Here is a 13,057-nt window from a genome sequence, read left to right as displayed (position 1 = left end):
GATAGATTCAAGGGCGGAATAAATCATAAGCAATGTGATAAAAGATGTGGTTTATTCAGTCTTTTTTAAAACAAAAAACGCCCGCTGCTGAACGAATCAGCCGCAGGCGTTGAAACTATTAATCTAATGTTTTTGAGCCGATATACCGCTTGCTCCAATAAGAATTCGATGTTTTATCAATTGTTACGCCTTTTGATGAAGATGCGTGAATGAATTGATTATTGCCAAGATAGATGCCAACGTGTGAAGCACCTTTTTTATATGTAGTAAAAAACATTAAGTCGCCTGGTTCCATATTTGCTTTCGACACGGCTTTTCCTTTTTTGTACATCTCAGCAGCGGTACGTGGAAGTGAATAGCCTGTTTGCTTATGTGCGTATTGGATAAAACCAGAGCAGTCAAAGCCTGACGGTGTTGTGCCGCCAAATTTATATGGTGTTCCGATATGTTCTTTTGCTTCCGCAATCGTTGCATCTGCGGAGTAAGCTGCTTTCGTTTCTTGAGCGGGCAATAGTCCGCCGAACATCATGAAACAAATACTGACAATCAAAAATAATCCTTTTTTCAATGTAGTCCCTCCGGTCTAAGTGGCCGCTTCTAAACGGTTTATATATAAGCTGATGTAAATATATCAGAAAATTCCGGGTAGTAAGTTACGGTTTCATTTATTTCATATTACAATTGTATGACAAAAACCGCCGGGGAACATCCCGGACGGTTTTTTAGCGTAACGTTTCTAAAATAGCATCGCCGTTTTGGGCAATACGGATGATCGCATGTGTTTTTTCTTCCCATTCAGTTCCGGTGTTTTCAGGGATGAAGAAATGCTCGATTCCGAGCGTTAAGGTCCCATACCGGCCGTTGCCTTTCATGACAATTCCTTTTCCAGTGCCTGATTGCACAAATTCTTTTGCTTCGTACACAGGAATCTGTCTGCCGCTATATTCAATCGAATAAGCGGAAGGCGTTAAAACAACTTCTATTTTTCCTTCAGGCGGAGCAGGGGAATTGTTATAAAGTTCATTATATTTATTTTGAACCTCGTAGCCAAGCTGAACGTAATCTCCTTGTATAAGAGATCTGGGATCAACAGGCGCCAGCTCCAGCGCCGCAATTTCGCCATTTTGGATAAGCTGTTCTTTTTGCCAGGCAGTCCCCAGCACGAAAGCTGACTGGAGCACGATGACAGCTGCAAACAAACCGGCACTCCATTTTTTCACGGAAACAAAAGCTGTATTCTTTCGTCCCCATACAAACCAGATGGTAAAAAAGAGAACACTGATCAGCAAAAACGCAAGTGATTTATGCAAAAGCAGCCAGGCGTATTCGTAATACTTCCAGATGAAAAATCCGACAAAAGCTGCCCAGACTGGCCAGCAGTACAGGCGTTTTTCAAGAACAGGCTTGAATAAGTGCCAAAAAATATAGACGAGAAAAGCAGCGTGCAAAAGCAAAGAATCCAAACCTTTTTCTGTTAATGAATAAAGCATAAAGACGAGTGACAGCCAAAAAGCGGCGAGGCCTATTGAAAGATTTTTTAATAAAAGAAATACAACAGCATTGCCAGCTGCGGCCGAAAATAAAACCCACGTACTGATAGATGGAGACACGTCATTTTCGACAAGCAAATGAAGAATGCCATAAAGAAGAGAGGCGTTTGCCGCTATATAGTACAAAGTTGCTTCTTTCTTTTTAAATAAAAGAGCCGTCAGCACAACGAACGGAATGGTAATAAAAAACGGCGTCCATACTTGTTCCCATTTTAAAACAATATACAAAAATGAAAAGACAAGTCCGGTAATTTGCAATGTGATGCGGACGACCAGCCAAGATTCTTTTTTTACGGCAAGTCCCGCACTAACACAAAGCACAGCCAACACAAGAAAGCTGAGCGAAAAATTACCGCTGAATTCGAAAATCATCCCAACAAACGAACTGAGGGAGAACACGGCGATCAGTGTTCCAATAAAAGCGAGCACACCGGTAAAAAACGTGACCATGTAGCGTGTCCATTTCCGGTTATGTCCGGCAGAGGACTGTTTAATCTTTCGCAGGCCGACAATGCTAAAGGCGAAAAGCAGCAGAAGCATAGGGAAACCGGTGTAGAAAATAAATTCGCCCATCAATTGAAACGTCATGTAAAAGACGTTCGGGACAATGTATAAACCGAAAAACAAAAGATGGACAGCCAATTCGAACGGATGACTTTTTTGTGCACTCATAAATGCCCGCCAGAAAATCACGATAAATGCAATATACATAAAATGAAGCAGAATAAAAATTGCGCGATAATCTATTTCACCTGCAAACGTGTCGTACAGCATATGCATATTCAACAAATACAAAGCGCAGCTTTGCATGATGATAAGAGATATAAATGAAAGTTTTTGCTCGTGGACGTTTCGCCAAAAAAAGTAGATGACTCCGTGCATGGCGATCGCTCCGAGGTAAATAAGCAGCTGTTCGCCATCTGTATACGTAAAAAATGTGCCAGTCGGGTAAAGCTTAAGCCAAAATGTCAGTTCAAACAGCAAAAAAGACAGCCAGTACAGAGGACGATAGCGGGTAAAGAATGCCAATAATACGGATGGAATGAGTGTAATAAGAAATAAAATGTATGAATCCGCATGTGAATTGTACATTTGCCCGACAAGTGCTGTGGAGACGGTAAAAGCGATAACCGACAAGAAAAGCCACCAGTTGCTCAAGTACGCAAACGTATGGCTGCGCCGAAATAACAGGGCAGCGGCCGCACAAAGGAATAAAGTGGACAAGCTCAGCCCGATTTTTACCGGCCGGTCAAACCCGGGCCAATTGGACGCGAAAAAATAAACGATGGCGGCAATAAAAAAAATGAGGCCGAGCAAAAAAGGAATATCCCCCCGTTTTTGCTTAATCATCCTATAATCCCCTCCTGCTTTTTCTTTAGTATACTATCTTTTTAAAAAGAAGAGAGCAGAATGGCAACAGAAGCGGCAATCGCTGCTGCTTTATTCCTTTTAAAAGCTATGCACTAACACTTGTCCTTTTTCTGATTGCTATTTCGAAATAATTTGTTGGTGTAGTGTATAATAAATCGAGAACATTAGCAGGGAAGAATGGTTACATAAGATAACTATTGATTGTGAGTTATCTCCGTGAAAATGAAGGAAAGACATGAAAAAGACGTTGATTATCTGATTTCGATAATCAACGTCTTTTTCATTTAAAGATTAGTCAAATTTCAACCCTTTTAACGCCTCTGCAAGCGCATTGTTTAAAGGTTCTTCTTGTTTCTCTTGTTGTTTTAAATATTTCTGCACGGAACGTTTGTCCACTTTTCCGCCAGATTCTTTCTTGCGTCTTGCTTCAAAGGCAGATAATTTCTCGCGATATCCACATTTACATGTGAAAATTTGACCTTCACCTTCACCGCGAAGCTCCATTTTCTTTTTACATTGAGGGCAGCGAGCGTTTGTGACGCGTGCAACATTTTTTCGGTGACCACATTCACGATCTTGGCAAACGAGCATTTTTCCTTTTTTTCCATTCACTTCAAGCATTGGTTTTCCACAATCGGGACAAGATTTCGTTGAAATATTGTCATGCTTATATTTTTTATCGCTTGCTTTAATTTCAGTAACGATTTTCTTTGTATAATTTTTCATTTCTGAAATAAATACTTCTTTTTTTAGTTTGCCATTTGCAATAGCTTCAAGCTTTTGCTCCCATTCGGCTGTTAATGTAGGCGATTTTAATTCTTCTGGTACTAGATCAAGCAGCTGGCGGCCTTTTGACGTAATGTGAATATCTTTGCCACGCTTTTCAATTAAGAACGAGTTGAATAACTTGTCGATAATGTCCGCGCGTGTTGCGACAGTACCTAAACCACCGGTTGATTTTAATGTGTCTGCAAGCTGTTTGTTTTGTGTGTCCATGTACTTTGTAGGGTTTTCCATTGCCGAAAGTAATGTTGCCTCATTAAAGCGTGCGGGAGGCTTTGTTTGACCTGAGGTTTGCACAATTAATTTTACAGCTAATTTATCGCCTTGTTCGATGCTAGGTAAAATTTGTTCTTTCAAGTCATTTTCTGCATCCTCATCCTCAAATCGATTTTCATATGCTTCTTTCCAGCCATTCGATAAAATGGTTTTCCCTCTAGCAACAAAATTCTCATTGCTGATTTTTGCACGAAGCGTTAATTGCTCGTATTCAAATGGAGGGAGTAGGACAGCTAAAAACCGTTTAACAACTAAATCATAAATTTTGCGCTCTTTATCCGTAAAAGCTGAGAAATTTACGTAATCTTCAGTTGGAATAATAGCGTGGTGATCAGATACTTTACTATCATCAACAAATGCTTTAGAAGCTTTTATAGGCTTGTTTAAAATCTTATTAGTTAAAGAACGATATTCACCTGCGCCACAAGCTTTAAGGCGCTCGGGAAGCGTTCCTACAATGTCTGAAGAAATATAACGTGAATCTGTGCGAGGATACGTTAATACTTTGTGCTGCTCGTACAATTTTTGCATAATATTTAGCGTTTCTTTTGCTGAGTAACCAAAAATCTTATTCGCATCACGCTGGAGTTCTGTTAAATCGTAAAGGCCAGGTGCAAATGATTTTTTCTTCTTTTTATCAATTTCTGTAACTACGGCATCGATATTTCCAAGCTTTTTTACAATGGTATCGACTTTTTCTTTTTCGAAACTGCGGCTATTGCCTTTTGCGTCTTGCCACGTCAGCTTTAAATTATCTACTGTTTGTGCTTCAATGCCATAATAAGTTTGTGCTTTAAAATGTTTAATTTCTTCTTCACGCTGTGCAATAATCGCAACTGTTGGTGTCTGTACACGCCCACAATTTAACTGCGCGTTAAAACGTGTTGTTAGAGCACGTGTTGCGTTTAATCCGATATACCAGTCAGCTTCAGATCGTGCGACAGCTGATGAATATAAATTTTCGTAGGCTTTCCCGGGTTTCAGATTTGCGAAGCCATCTTTTATTGCCTTATTCGTTACAGATGAAATCCATAAACGCTTAATCGGTTTGGTTACTTTTGCTTTTTCAATAATCCAGCGTGCGACTAATTCTCCCTCTCTCCCTGCATCAGTAGCCACAATTATTTCATTTACATCACTTCTAATGAGCTGACTTTTAACGGAATTAAACTGCTTTCCAGTTTGTTTCATTACAACTAATTTCATGCGTTCTGGAAGCATCGGAAGATCTTCTAAATTCCATGTTTTGTATTTATTATCGTAAGCCTCTGGATCTGCCAGCGTTACTAAATGTCCTAAAGCCCACGTAACGATATATTTGTCACCTTCTAAAAATCCATTGCCTTTTTTCGTACACTTCAATACATTTGCAATATCACGTGCAACTGAGGGTTTCTCAGCGATTACTACACTTTTTGCCATTTGTTCGAACTCCTTTACTGACTTATGTACCGTCTAATATACCATAGTTTTAAGATGGAAAATGTTTAGACGTTTCTATTTAGCAGTCATAATAAAAGCTTAAATTCGACAGATTTGGGCGGAGATTCGCGGCTATGCAAAAGATGTAACGAACGCAATGTGATATTAATCAATATTTGAAAAAGCAGGACAAAGATGAAGCGATCAACAAGGCAATTGTCGATACGTGAAAAATTTGGAATTAAAATAAGGAACTATTCTTGATCTATTATTGGAAAATAATAATCGGGAACAGTTGTTTTTTTTCGGCAAAGGTGTCTATAATTATTTAGTGAAAATTCTAACTGGGGGGAAAATTATGCCGATCAACATACCGCATCAGCTGCCGGCGCGCGAAGTTTTAGAAAGAGAGAATATTTTCGTTATGGACGCGGATCGTGCCAGAATGCAGGATATCCGCCCGCTCAATATTTTGATTTTAAACTTAATGCCGGAAAAAGAAAAAACAGAAGCCCACCTTTTGCGCCTGCTTGGCAACACACCGCTTCAGGTGAATGTTTCATTTTTATATACAGCGACGTATGAATCGAAAAATGTAAGTAAATCACATCTTGAGCAGTTTTATATTACGCTTGAAGAAGCGAAAAGCCGCCGCTACGATGGATTAATCATCACCGGCGCACCGATTGAGCTGATGGAATTTGAAGACGTCAATTACTGGCCGGAGCTGAAGGATATTATGAACTGGGCAAAAACAAATGTGACATCCACACTTCATATTTGCTGGGGCGCCCAGGCGGCACTTTATCACCATTACGGGATCGGAAAATTCGAACTGCCGAAAAAATGCTCTGGGGTGTTCAAACATACAATTACGGATCCGACCGTGAAATTACTGCGTGGGTTTGATGATGAATTTTTCTCGCCAGTTTCGCGTTATACGGATGTGAGCGAGGAAGCTATTGAAGCACACGAAGATTTAATCCTGCTCGCTTCTTCGCCGGAAGCGGGACCGCTGTTGATGATGTCAAAAGATGCACGCAACATTATGATTACCGGCCATCTGGAATACGATGCGATGACGTTAGCCGAAGAATACGAACGCGACTGTGCGAAAGGCGTTGAGATCGCAGTGCCGGAAAACTATTTTCCAGAAAATGATCCCGCAAAACGCCCGCCGAACAAATGGCGATCTCATGCACATCTGCTGTACTCCAACTGGCTGAACTATTATGTTTATCAGGAAACGCCGTACGAGTGGAAATGAAAGAGCAAGACCGTTCATGTGTAATGGACGGGTTTTTTGTTTGTGATAAACTACGGGACGTAAACAAGCGCCTGCGGGCATATGCCCGCAGGCGTTCTATTTTTTAATAAAAAGCAGTTCTGCGGTCTTCAAACACAGGAATACGCCGGCGAATTTCATCAATAGCTTTAAAATCGACATCGCCAATAAGTATTTCTTCACTCTCACCGGCTTCGGCGATTACCTCACCCCACGGACCGACAATAATGGAATGCCCGGCAAACTGGTTGTCGGGATCAGAACCGGAGCGGTTGCAGGCGACAACATACGCCTGATTTTCAATCGCACGGGCAATTAATAGCGTACGCCAATGATCCAATCGGGCGAGCGGCCATTCAGCCGGCACGAATAAGATACGTGCCCCATTTAGGACTTGTTTACGGAACCACTCAGGAAAGCGGATGTCGTAGCAAATAAATCCGGCCATCTTTTCACCGGCGAGTTCAAACAGCCCATCACTGTCGCCGTCAATTAAATATTTCTCTTCGTTCATAAGGCGGAACAAATGCAGTTTGCTGTATTCGTGAATAACGTGTCCTGTTTTATCAACAACGATCATCGTATTTTTCACACCGCTGCCTGTGTCATTTGCAACGGAGCCTCCGACAATATGCATACCATACATTTTTGCAGCATGGGCTAAAAAGGATTTGGCCCGTTCGGCGCCTTTATCGGCAATTTCATCGAGACGCGTTAAATCATAGCCAGTTGTCCATAGTTCCGGGAGTACCGCCAGTTCACAGCCGGCATCACTCGCTTTTTTTAAAAAGTTGGCCGCCCGGTCATAATTCGCTTCAGGGTCGCCAAACGTAATATTCATTTGCAGGCAGGCAATTTTCATCTCGTCATCTCCACATTCGTTTTCAAAAATTGTAACATGGTTGACAGCGAAAATGAAACGTGGCATAATCCTCTTTAATAAATAAAGTGAATCTTCTATCAGTATGGATTTTCACTGATGGCTAGCTGAACAAATCAGGATTTTACGGGCAGTTGAATCTCGCGCCTATCTACTTTGTCTTACTTAGAATACGGAGCCGGGAGTCTTACTACACGTTAATGCAGGATAAACGGACAACTACATACATCTTATCAAGAGCAGGTGGAGGGACAAGCCCGATGATACCCGGCAACCGACCTATTTTAGGCACGGTGCTAATTCTTGCAGCGGCAGCTGAGAGATAAGAAGATTAACCGGAAACCTTTCTTCTTAATTTTGGCGAAGAAAGGTTTTTTTATTTTCTAAAAGGAGGGGTCGCACATGACCGTTATTGACAAAACAGACAAACCATTGAAAATTGAACGAGGAAATTTATACGCCACGATTCACCCGCAGCAGGGAGAACGCATCATGATTATTGGCGGCTCCGAACCGCTGACGGCCCGTTGCTCAGACGCGGGAGCGGCTATTTTGCCGGCGGTTTCCTTTAGTCAGGTAAAGCAAAATGAGTTCGATACTGTAGCCGCTGCTTTATCGATTCATCTTTATGCAGACGGTGCACAATGGACGGTAAAAGCGTATGAAGCACTGAAGCAGGGCGGCCGGTTTGTAGCAGATTTTGCGGAAGCTGATTCCCTTCCTTCTGCTTCTGACTATCCATATGGGGAATCAATCGCCGGTTATTGGGAACGGTTAAAAGCAGCCGGTTTTTCAACAATTCTTTTTCAGCAGTTGTCAGCGAAATCACCAAAGGAAGCGGTCTTGAACGGCTGGACAGAGCTTGTGTCTTCGAAATACCCGGTCACTGTTAATCGGTTTATTGCAGTGAAATAACCAGTTTAACCATTTTCAAAATAGGTCCCTCCGTATTATGATGAAGTCATCAACATGCGAAAGGTGGCACCATGTGAATATTTTTTATCAGAAAATCAACTATACAAAAGATCAGTTTTTTCACCAATATACAGCATTATCGAAAAATGAAACGCATCACGCCTTCCTGGAAAGTGGACGAGGCGGACGTTACAGTTTTGCCGGCATCCGGCCTGCCGCTATTGCGTTTTCAACTGCAGAAGGGCTTATATTGAAAGAAAACGGTGGGGAAGAAGTTTTAAAAGGAAATCCTATCCACGCCCTTGTTTCCATATTGAATAAAAGGCATGTGCCAAAGCAGCCGGAATTGCCAGATTTTCAAGGCGGAGCGATTGGCTGGATCAGCTATGATTATGTCCGTTTTATTGAGTTTTTGCCAGAGGCCTCTATCAATGACATTGAGCTTCCGGATGTTTGTTTTTTGTTTTTTAATGAATGGGCGGCGTTTGATCACAAAACAAACGAATTGTACGTCATGAAACTAGCTGAAGACGAAGAAGGACTCAACGAATGGTATGAGCAGTGGATAAATCCTGCTGAACCTTCTCAATGGAAGTCAGGAAATAAAACAGATAAAATGGACGTCTCCTTCCCGGAAGAGCAATTTAAAACAGCCGTTGAAAAAATTCGCGAATATATAGCAGCAGGTGATGTATTCCAGGTGAATTTATCCGTCCGCCGCGCCCGTCCGCTTACGGCGCCGCCGCTCTCTGTATACGCAACGCTCCGCGCGTTGAATCCATCCCCATATATGGCGTATATTCAAACTCCGGATTTTCAAATCGTTTCCGGATCACCCGAGCTTCTTGTGAAAAAAGATGGTTTAAATCTTTCAACAAGACCAATTGCCGGCACACGTTCACGTGGAAAAGACGATGCCGATGACGAGCGGCTGGCGGCAGAGCTGATCCACAACGAAAAAGAGCGTGCTGAACATGTGATGCTTGTGGATTTGGAACGCAATGATCTTGGGCGTGTTTCACGTTACGGTTCTGTTCATGTGGATGAGTTTATGGTGATTGAAAAGTATTCACACGTGATGCACATTGTCTCAAACGTACGCGGGGAATTGGCAGAAGGAAAAACAAATGCGGATGTAATTGACGCTGTTTTTCCGGGGGGGACGATTACTGGTGCGCCGAAAGTTCGGACAATGGAAATTATTGAAGAACTCGAACCGGTGCGCCGTGGGATCTATACAGGCTCAATTGGCTGGATTGGGTACAATGGAGACATGGAACTGAACATCGTCATCCGAACGATGCTGAGCGCAGGAGGCTACGGGTACGTTCAAGCCGGCGCCGGCATTGTGATCGATTCAAAGCCGGAATACGAGTATAAGGAGTCGCTCAAAAAAGCGGCTGCAACGTTAAAAGCGATGGAACTGGCGGAGGAAGAACAATGATTTTAATGATTGATAATTACGATTCATTCACATACAACCTCGTTCAATACCTTGGAGAATTGGGAGAAGATCTTGTCGTCCGCCGGAATAACGAAGTGACGATCGCCGACATTCAAGAAATGAAGCCGGATTTTGTGATGATCAGCCCGGGACCGTGTACGCCAAATGAAGCGGGCATTAGTTTAGAAGCGGTTGAAAAGCTGTCCGGCCATATTCCACTTTTTGGCGTCTGCCTCGGCCAGCAGTCGATCGCGCAAAGCTTCGGTGGCGACGTAGTACGCGCCGAGCGGCTTATGCACGGGAAAACGTCACCCGTTTTTCATGATGGAAAAACAATTTTTAAAGACGTACCGAATCCATTTCAAGCGACCCGCTACCATTCACTGATCGTTAAAAAAGAGACATTGCCGGACTGCTTTGAGGTTTCCGCCTGGACAGAAGAAGGCGAAATTATGGCGATCCGTCATAAAGAATTAGCGGTCGAAGCGGTGCAGTTTCATCCGGAATCGATCATGACAGAGTATGGAAAAGAGATGCTGCAAAACTTTATCGATATGTATAGAGGTGTTTCATGTACACGTACGTAAATGGACAGGTCGTGCCAAACAATGAAGTGCGTATTTCACCATTTGATCACGGCTTTTTATACGGCGTTGGCGTATTTGAAACCTTTCGCACGTATGACAGGAAAGCTTTTTTACTCGACGAACATCTTGAGCGCCTGAACAAGAGTATACGGGAGCTGAATATTGACCTTCATGTTACACGCCAACAGGCCGAAGCCATTCTGGGGCAATTAAATGAAGCAAATGGCTGGGACAATGCATATATCCGGTTTAATGTGTCGGCAGGAAGCGGGGAAATTGGCCTGCAGACCGAGCCGTATCAAAACCCGAACGTTATCGTTTTTCAAAAGGGATTGAAGGCGGCCGGAGCGATGACAGAAAAGCAGGGTGTCTGGCTCAAGACGCGGCGAAACCGTCCGGAAGGCGAATACCGGCTGAAGTCTCACCATTATTTAAACAACATCTTCGGCAAGCGGGAAGCTGGGAGTGATCCTTCTATAGAAGGATTATTTTTAACTGAAGATGGTTTTGTGGCGGAAGGCGTTGTATCGAACGTATTTTGGACAAAAAAAAGAACGCTGTACACGCCAGCGCTTCAAACAGGTATTTTAAATGGTGTGACCCGCCAGTTTGTTATAAACATCGCTCGCGAGGCAGGCTTAACAGTAGAAGAAGGGCTTTACAAGCCCAATGAAATAGAAACAGCGGATGAAGTGTTTGTGACGAATTCGATTCAGGAAATCGTGCCGCTTCAAGCTGTAGGAGAAAAGGTACTACCCGGTAAGGCGGGAAACGCGGTAAAACAATTATTTAAAATGTATCAAGAGGCTGTTCGTCTGTGACGAGCAGCACTTTTTCTTTGGCGAGCCCATCGTGGTACTTTTGGGCATCCTTTTCTGATAAGCCAAAGTCAATAAGCGCATCTTTGACCGGTTTCTCACGTGTAAAGATCGATTTTACTTTTTCTTTCATTGAAGGTCCCGTTGTTTCGACATTCGCTTCCGTCCGGTTTTGAATCGTCAAATATACATCCGCATCTTTTGTCAGCGCAGTCATCTTTGCTGGATCATAGCCCTCCACCTTTAAGTCCTCTATTTTTCGAATAACCTCAATTTCACTGTTAAATAAGCCGATGACATATTTCATAATGGAACCCCCTGCAAAATGATTTACCTTTACTTTTCCCCTGCTGAATAAAAGAAAACCAGCAGGAAAAGCGTGTGTTTTGTCGAAAATATTCAGAAAGGGGGAATGGGCTGAATGGTGAAAACAGCAGATTTATGTGATGAACACGCGGATGAGCTGACGCTTGTTCGTTTGGAGTTAAAGTCGTATGGGGGAAAGAAACAATTTGACGGGCCAATTTCAACAGTGAAAGTATTCGAGGATAACGTGCTTGTAAAACGAGCGCTGCAAACGATTCCGGAAGGGCATGTGCTTGTTGTAGACGGCGGCGGATCGAGAAAATGCGCATTAGTCGGCGACTTACTGGGGGCTATTGCGGAAGAACGTAAACTTGCCGGTATCATTGTGAATGGGTGTGTGCGCGACACAGCGGAGCTTGGCGCGCAGAATATCGGTGTCCTGGCGCTTGGCAGCAATCCATTTAAAAGCATTAAAAAAGGTGAAGGAGAAACGAATATTCCGGTTACCTTTGGCGATGCACAGTTTGTGCCAGGTCAGTACGTATATGCGGATGAAGACGGGGTTGTGTTGTCAGTGGAAAAAATAGATTAACAAAAAAAGCACGCGGAGCTTCCGCGTACTCCAGGCTGTTGACAAACGCCCGCTTTCGGCGTCACTTGCCAGGCGTGAATGCGCATGACCCCAAAAGGTCACTTCGCTTCCCGCCCGGCGGCGTTCCTTTAAAGCCAAACGTTTTCAATCAGCCTGCTTTCTGATTTTGTCTACACTCTGAACACGCGGGTAGAGCTTCCGCATGTTCATTTTTTATAATTTTTCATCATGCGATGAATCACGCGGATTTAAAAAGCTGACATGATCGTCTGGTACATTGTCAACACGGTGTGAATCAGTAGAATCAAAAGAGCTGCGAATAAAGTAAATGAAAATTAAGCCAATAGCAATAATAATAGCAAAAAGCAAAAAGACTGTTAATTCTGCCATTTAAATCACCTCCTATATTATTTGTCTTCCACTTATCCTATACGATAAACTTGTTTCTATTCCTTTTATAAACTGAATTTTCTGTAAATTTACATTCTCTGTCTATTTTCGTGTATAATGAGCCATGACGGAAAACATACATAGGAAAACATACATATTGAACGATCCGGGTGAAGCCGCTCTATGCGGTTTCTTAAAAGGGAAGCTGGTGAAAATCCAGCGCGGTCCCGCCACTGTAAATGGGAACAAACGACAGACTTGCCACTGTGCGCTACGTGCGGGAAGGCGTCGCTTGTGATGAACATGAGCCAGGAGACCTGCCCGGACAATGTGCACCAAAACCTGCGCGGATAGGTGGTGTGACAGACTGGATTTCCTTGTCTTTCACCGCCTTTACTCCTGTAGAGGTGTTTTTTTATGTTCCAAAAAAAGGAGGAA

The 13,057-nt window shown here is 42.9% G+C and carries 12 protein-coding genes and 2 riboswitches; of the genes, 6 read left to right on the top strand and 6 right to left on the bottom strand.

Annotated elements, in window-relative coordinates; all coding sequences use genetic code 11:
• Positions 1 to 118: 118 nt before the first annotated feature.
• From BA724_RS07530 to BA724_RS07520, 3 genes are all read right to left on the bottom strand, one after another.
• Positions 119 to 568, bottom strand: coding sequence for a C40 family peptidase (locus BA724_RS07530; RefSeq protein ID WP_069938050.1), 450 nt, complete (start codon positions 566 to 568; stop codon positions 119 to 121).
• Positions 569 to 722: 154 nt separating this feature from the next.
• A complete protein-coding gene (locus BA724_RS07525) occupies positions 723 to 2,900 on the bottom strand; it encodes a GDYXXLXY domain-containing protein (RefSeq protein ID WP_069938049.1) in 2,178 nt (725 codons plus the stop codon).
• Positions 2,901 to 3,212: 312 nt separating this feature from the next.
• Positions 3,213 to 5,402 (bottom strand): DNA topoisomerase III, encoded by a 2,190-nt coding sequence (locus tag BA724_RS07520; RefSeq protein ID WP_069938048.1) that lies wholly within the window; start codon positions 5,400 to 5,402, stop codon positions 3,213 to 3,215.
• 358 nt (positions 5,403 to 5,760) lie between these two features.
• On the opposite strand from BA724_RS07520, the gene metA reads away from it, so the two are divergent.
• The gene (gene metA, locus BA724_RS07515) at positions 5,761 to 6,669 is read left to right on the top strand and encodes a homoserine O-acetyltransferase MetA (protein ID WP_069938047.1); all 909 of its coding nucleotides are present in this window, start codon (positions 5,761 to 5,763) and stop codon (positions 6,667 to 6,669) included.
• Positions 6,670 to 6,772: 103 nt separating this feature from the next.
• Here the strand turns inward: metA and BA724_RS07510 are convergent, their stop codons facing one another.
• Positions 6,773 to 7,549, bottom strand: a complete 777-nt coding sequence (locus BA724_RS07510) for a carbon-nitrogen family hydrolase (protein ID WP_069938289.1) — start codon at positions 7,547 to 7,549, stop codon at positions 6,773 to 6,775.
• Between the two features lie 245 nt (positions 7,550 to 7,794).
• Positions 7,795 to 7,896, top strand: a riboswitch (SAM riboswitch).
• Between the two features lie 73 nt (positions 7,897 to 7,969).
• On the opposite strand from BA724_RS07510, the gene BA724_RS07505 reads away from it, so the two are divergent.
• From BA724_RS07505 to pabC, 4 genes are all read left to right on the top strand, one after another.
• A complete protein-coding gene (locus BA724_RS07505) occupies positions 7,970 to 8,482 on the top strand; it encodes a class I SAM-dependent methyltransferase (protein ID WP_069938046.1) in 513 nt (170 codons plus the stop codon).
• Positions 8,483 to 8,555: 73 nt separating this feature from the next.
• The gene (locus BA724_RS07500) at positions 8,556 to 9,926 is read left to right on the top strand and encodes an anthranilate synthase component I family protein (RefSeq protein ID WP_245676170.1); all 1,371 of its coding nucleotides are present in this window, start codon (positions 8,556 to 8,558) and stop codon (positions 9,924 to 9,926) included.
• Positions 9,923 to 10,513: an aminodeoxychorismate/anthranilate synthase component II gene (gene pabA, locus BA724_RS07495; protein WP_069938045.1), complete on the top strand. Its 591-nt coding sequence runs from the start codon at positions 9,923 to 9,925 to the stop codon at positions 10,511 to 10,513. Before BA724_RS07500 ends, pabA begins: the two co-directional genes overlap by 4 nt.
• On the top strand, positions 10,498 to 11,334 hold the full coding sequence (gene pabC / locus BA724_RS07490; protein WP_069938044.1) for an aminodeoxychorismate lyase: 837 nt from the start codon (positions 10,498 to 10,500) through the stop codon (positions 11,332 to 11,334). The genes pabA and pabC overlap by 16 nt, the downstream gene beginning before the upstream one ends.
• On the opposite strand, the gene BA724_RS07485 is transcribed toward pabC, so the two are convergent.
• Entirely contained in the window at positions 11,303 to 11,638 is a 336-nt protein-coding gene (locus tag BA724_RS07485) for a YflT domain-containing protein (protein ID WP_069938043.1), read from the bottom strand. The two genes, pabC and BA724_RS07485, sit on opposite strands and share 32 nt — an antisense overlap.
• 114 nt (positions 11,639 to 11,752) lie before the next feature.
• Between BA724_RS07485 and rraA the strand changes: the two genes are divergently transcribed.
• Entirely contained in the window at positions 11,753 to 12,229 is a 477-nt protein-coding gene (rraA, locus tag BA724_RS07480) for a ribonuclease E activity regulator RraA (protein WP_069938042.1), read from the top strand.
• 213 nt (positions 12,230 to 12,442) lie between these two features.
• On the opposite strand, the gene BA724_RS18585 is transcribed toward rraA, so the two are convergent.
• Positions 12,443 to 12,619 (bottom strand): hypothetical protein, encoded by a 177-nt coding sequence (locus BA724_RS18585; protein ID WP_169818523.1) that lies wholly within the window; start codon positions 12,617 to 12,619, stop codon positions 12,443 to 12,445.
• Positions 12,620 to 12,770: 151 nt separating this feature from the next.
• A riboswitch (cobalamin riboswitch) is annotated at positions 12,771 to 12,958 on the top strand.
• Positions 12,959 to 13,057: the final 99 nt, after the last annotated feature.

Origin of the sequence: Domibacillus iocasae, assembly GCF_001750285.1 — a bacterium.
Lineage (GTDB): Bacteria > Bacillota > Bacilli > Bacillales > Domibacillaceae > Domibacillus > Domibacillus iocasae.
Note: the sequence above shows the minus strand (reverse complement) of the source record. Positions and strands in the feature narration are given on the sequence as shown.

What these genes read in the sequence shown, in the direction of transcription:
- pabA (WP_069938045.1), top strand. Translation starts at nt 9,923, where the DNA reads ATGATTTTAATGATTGATAATTACGATTCATTCACATACAACCTCGTT.
- metA (WP_069938047.1), top strand. Translation starts at nt 5,761, where the DNA reads ATGCCGATCAACATACCGCATCAGCTGCCGGCGCGCGAAGTTTTAGAA.
- BA724_RS07485 (WP_069938043.1), bottom strand. Translation starts at nt 11,638, where the DNA reads ATGAAATATGTCATCGGCTTATTTAACAGTGAAATTGAGGTTATTCGA.
- pabC (WP_069938044.1), top strand. Translation starts at nt 10,498, where the DNA reads ATGTACACGTACGTAAATGGACAGGTCGTGCCAAACAATGAAGTGCGT.
- BA724_RS07525 (WP_069938049.1), bottom strand. Translation starts at nt 2,900, where the DNA reads ATGATTAAGCAAAAACGGGGGGATATTCCTTTTTTGCTCGGCCTCATT.
- BA724_RS07505 (WP_069938046.1), top strand. Translation starts at nt 7,970, where the DNA reads ATGACCGTTATTGACAAAACAGACAAACCATTGAAAATTGAACGAGGA.
- rraA (WP_069938042.1), top strand. Translation starts at nt 11,753, where the DNA reads ATGGTGAAAACAGCAGATTTATGTGATGAACACGCGGATGAGCTGACG.
- BA724_RS18585 (WP_169818523.1), bottom strand. Translation starts at nt 12,619, where the DNA reads ATGGCAGAATTAACAGTCTTTTTGCTTTTTGCTATTATTATTGCTATT.
- BA724_RS07520 (WP_069938048.1), bottom strand. Translation starts at nt 5,402, where the DNA reads ATGGCAAAAAGTGTAGTAATCGCTGAGAAACCCTCAGTTGCACGTGAT.
- BA724_RS07510 (WP_069938289.1), bottom strand. Translation starts at nt 7,549, where the DNA reads ATGAAAATTGCCTGCCTGCAAATGAATATTACGTTTGGCGACCCTGAA.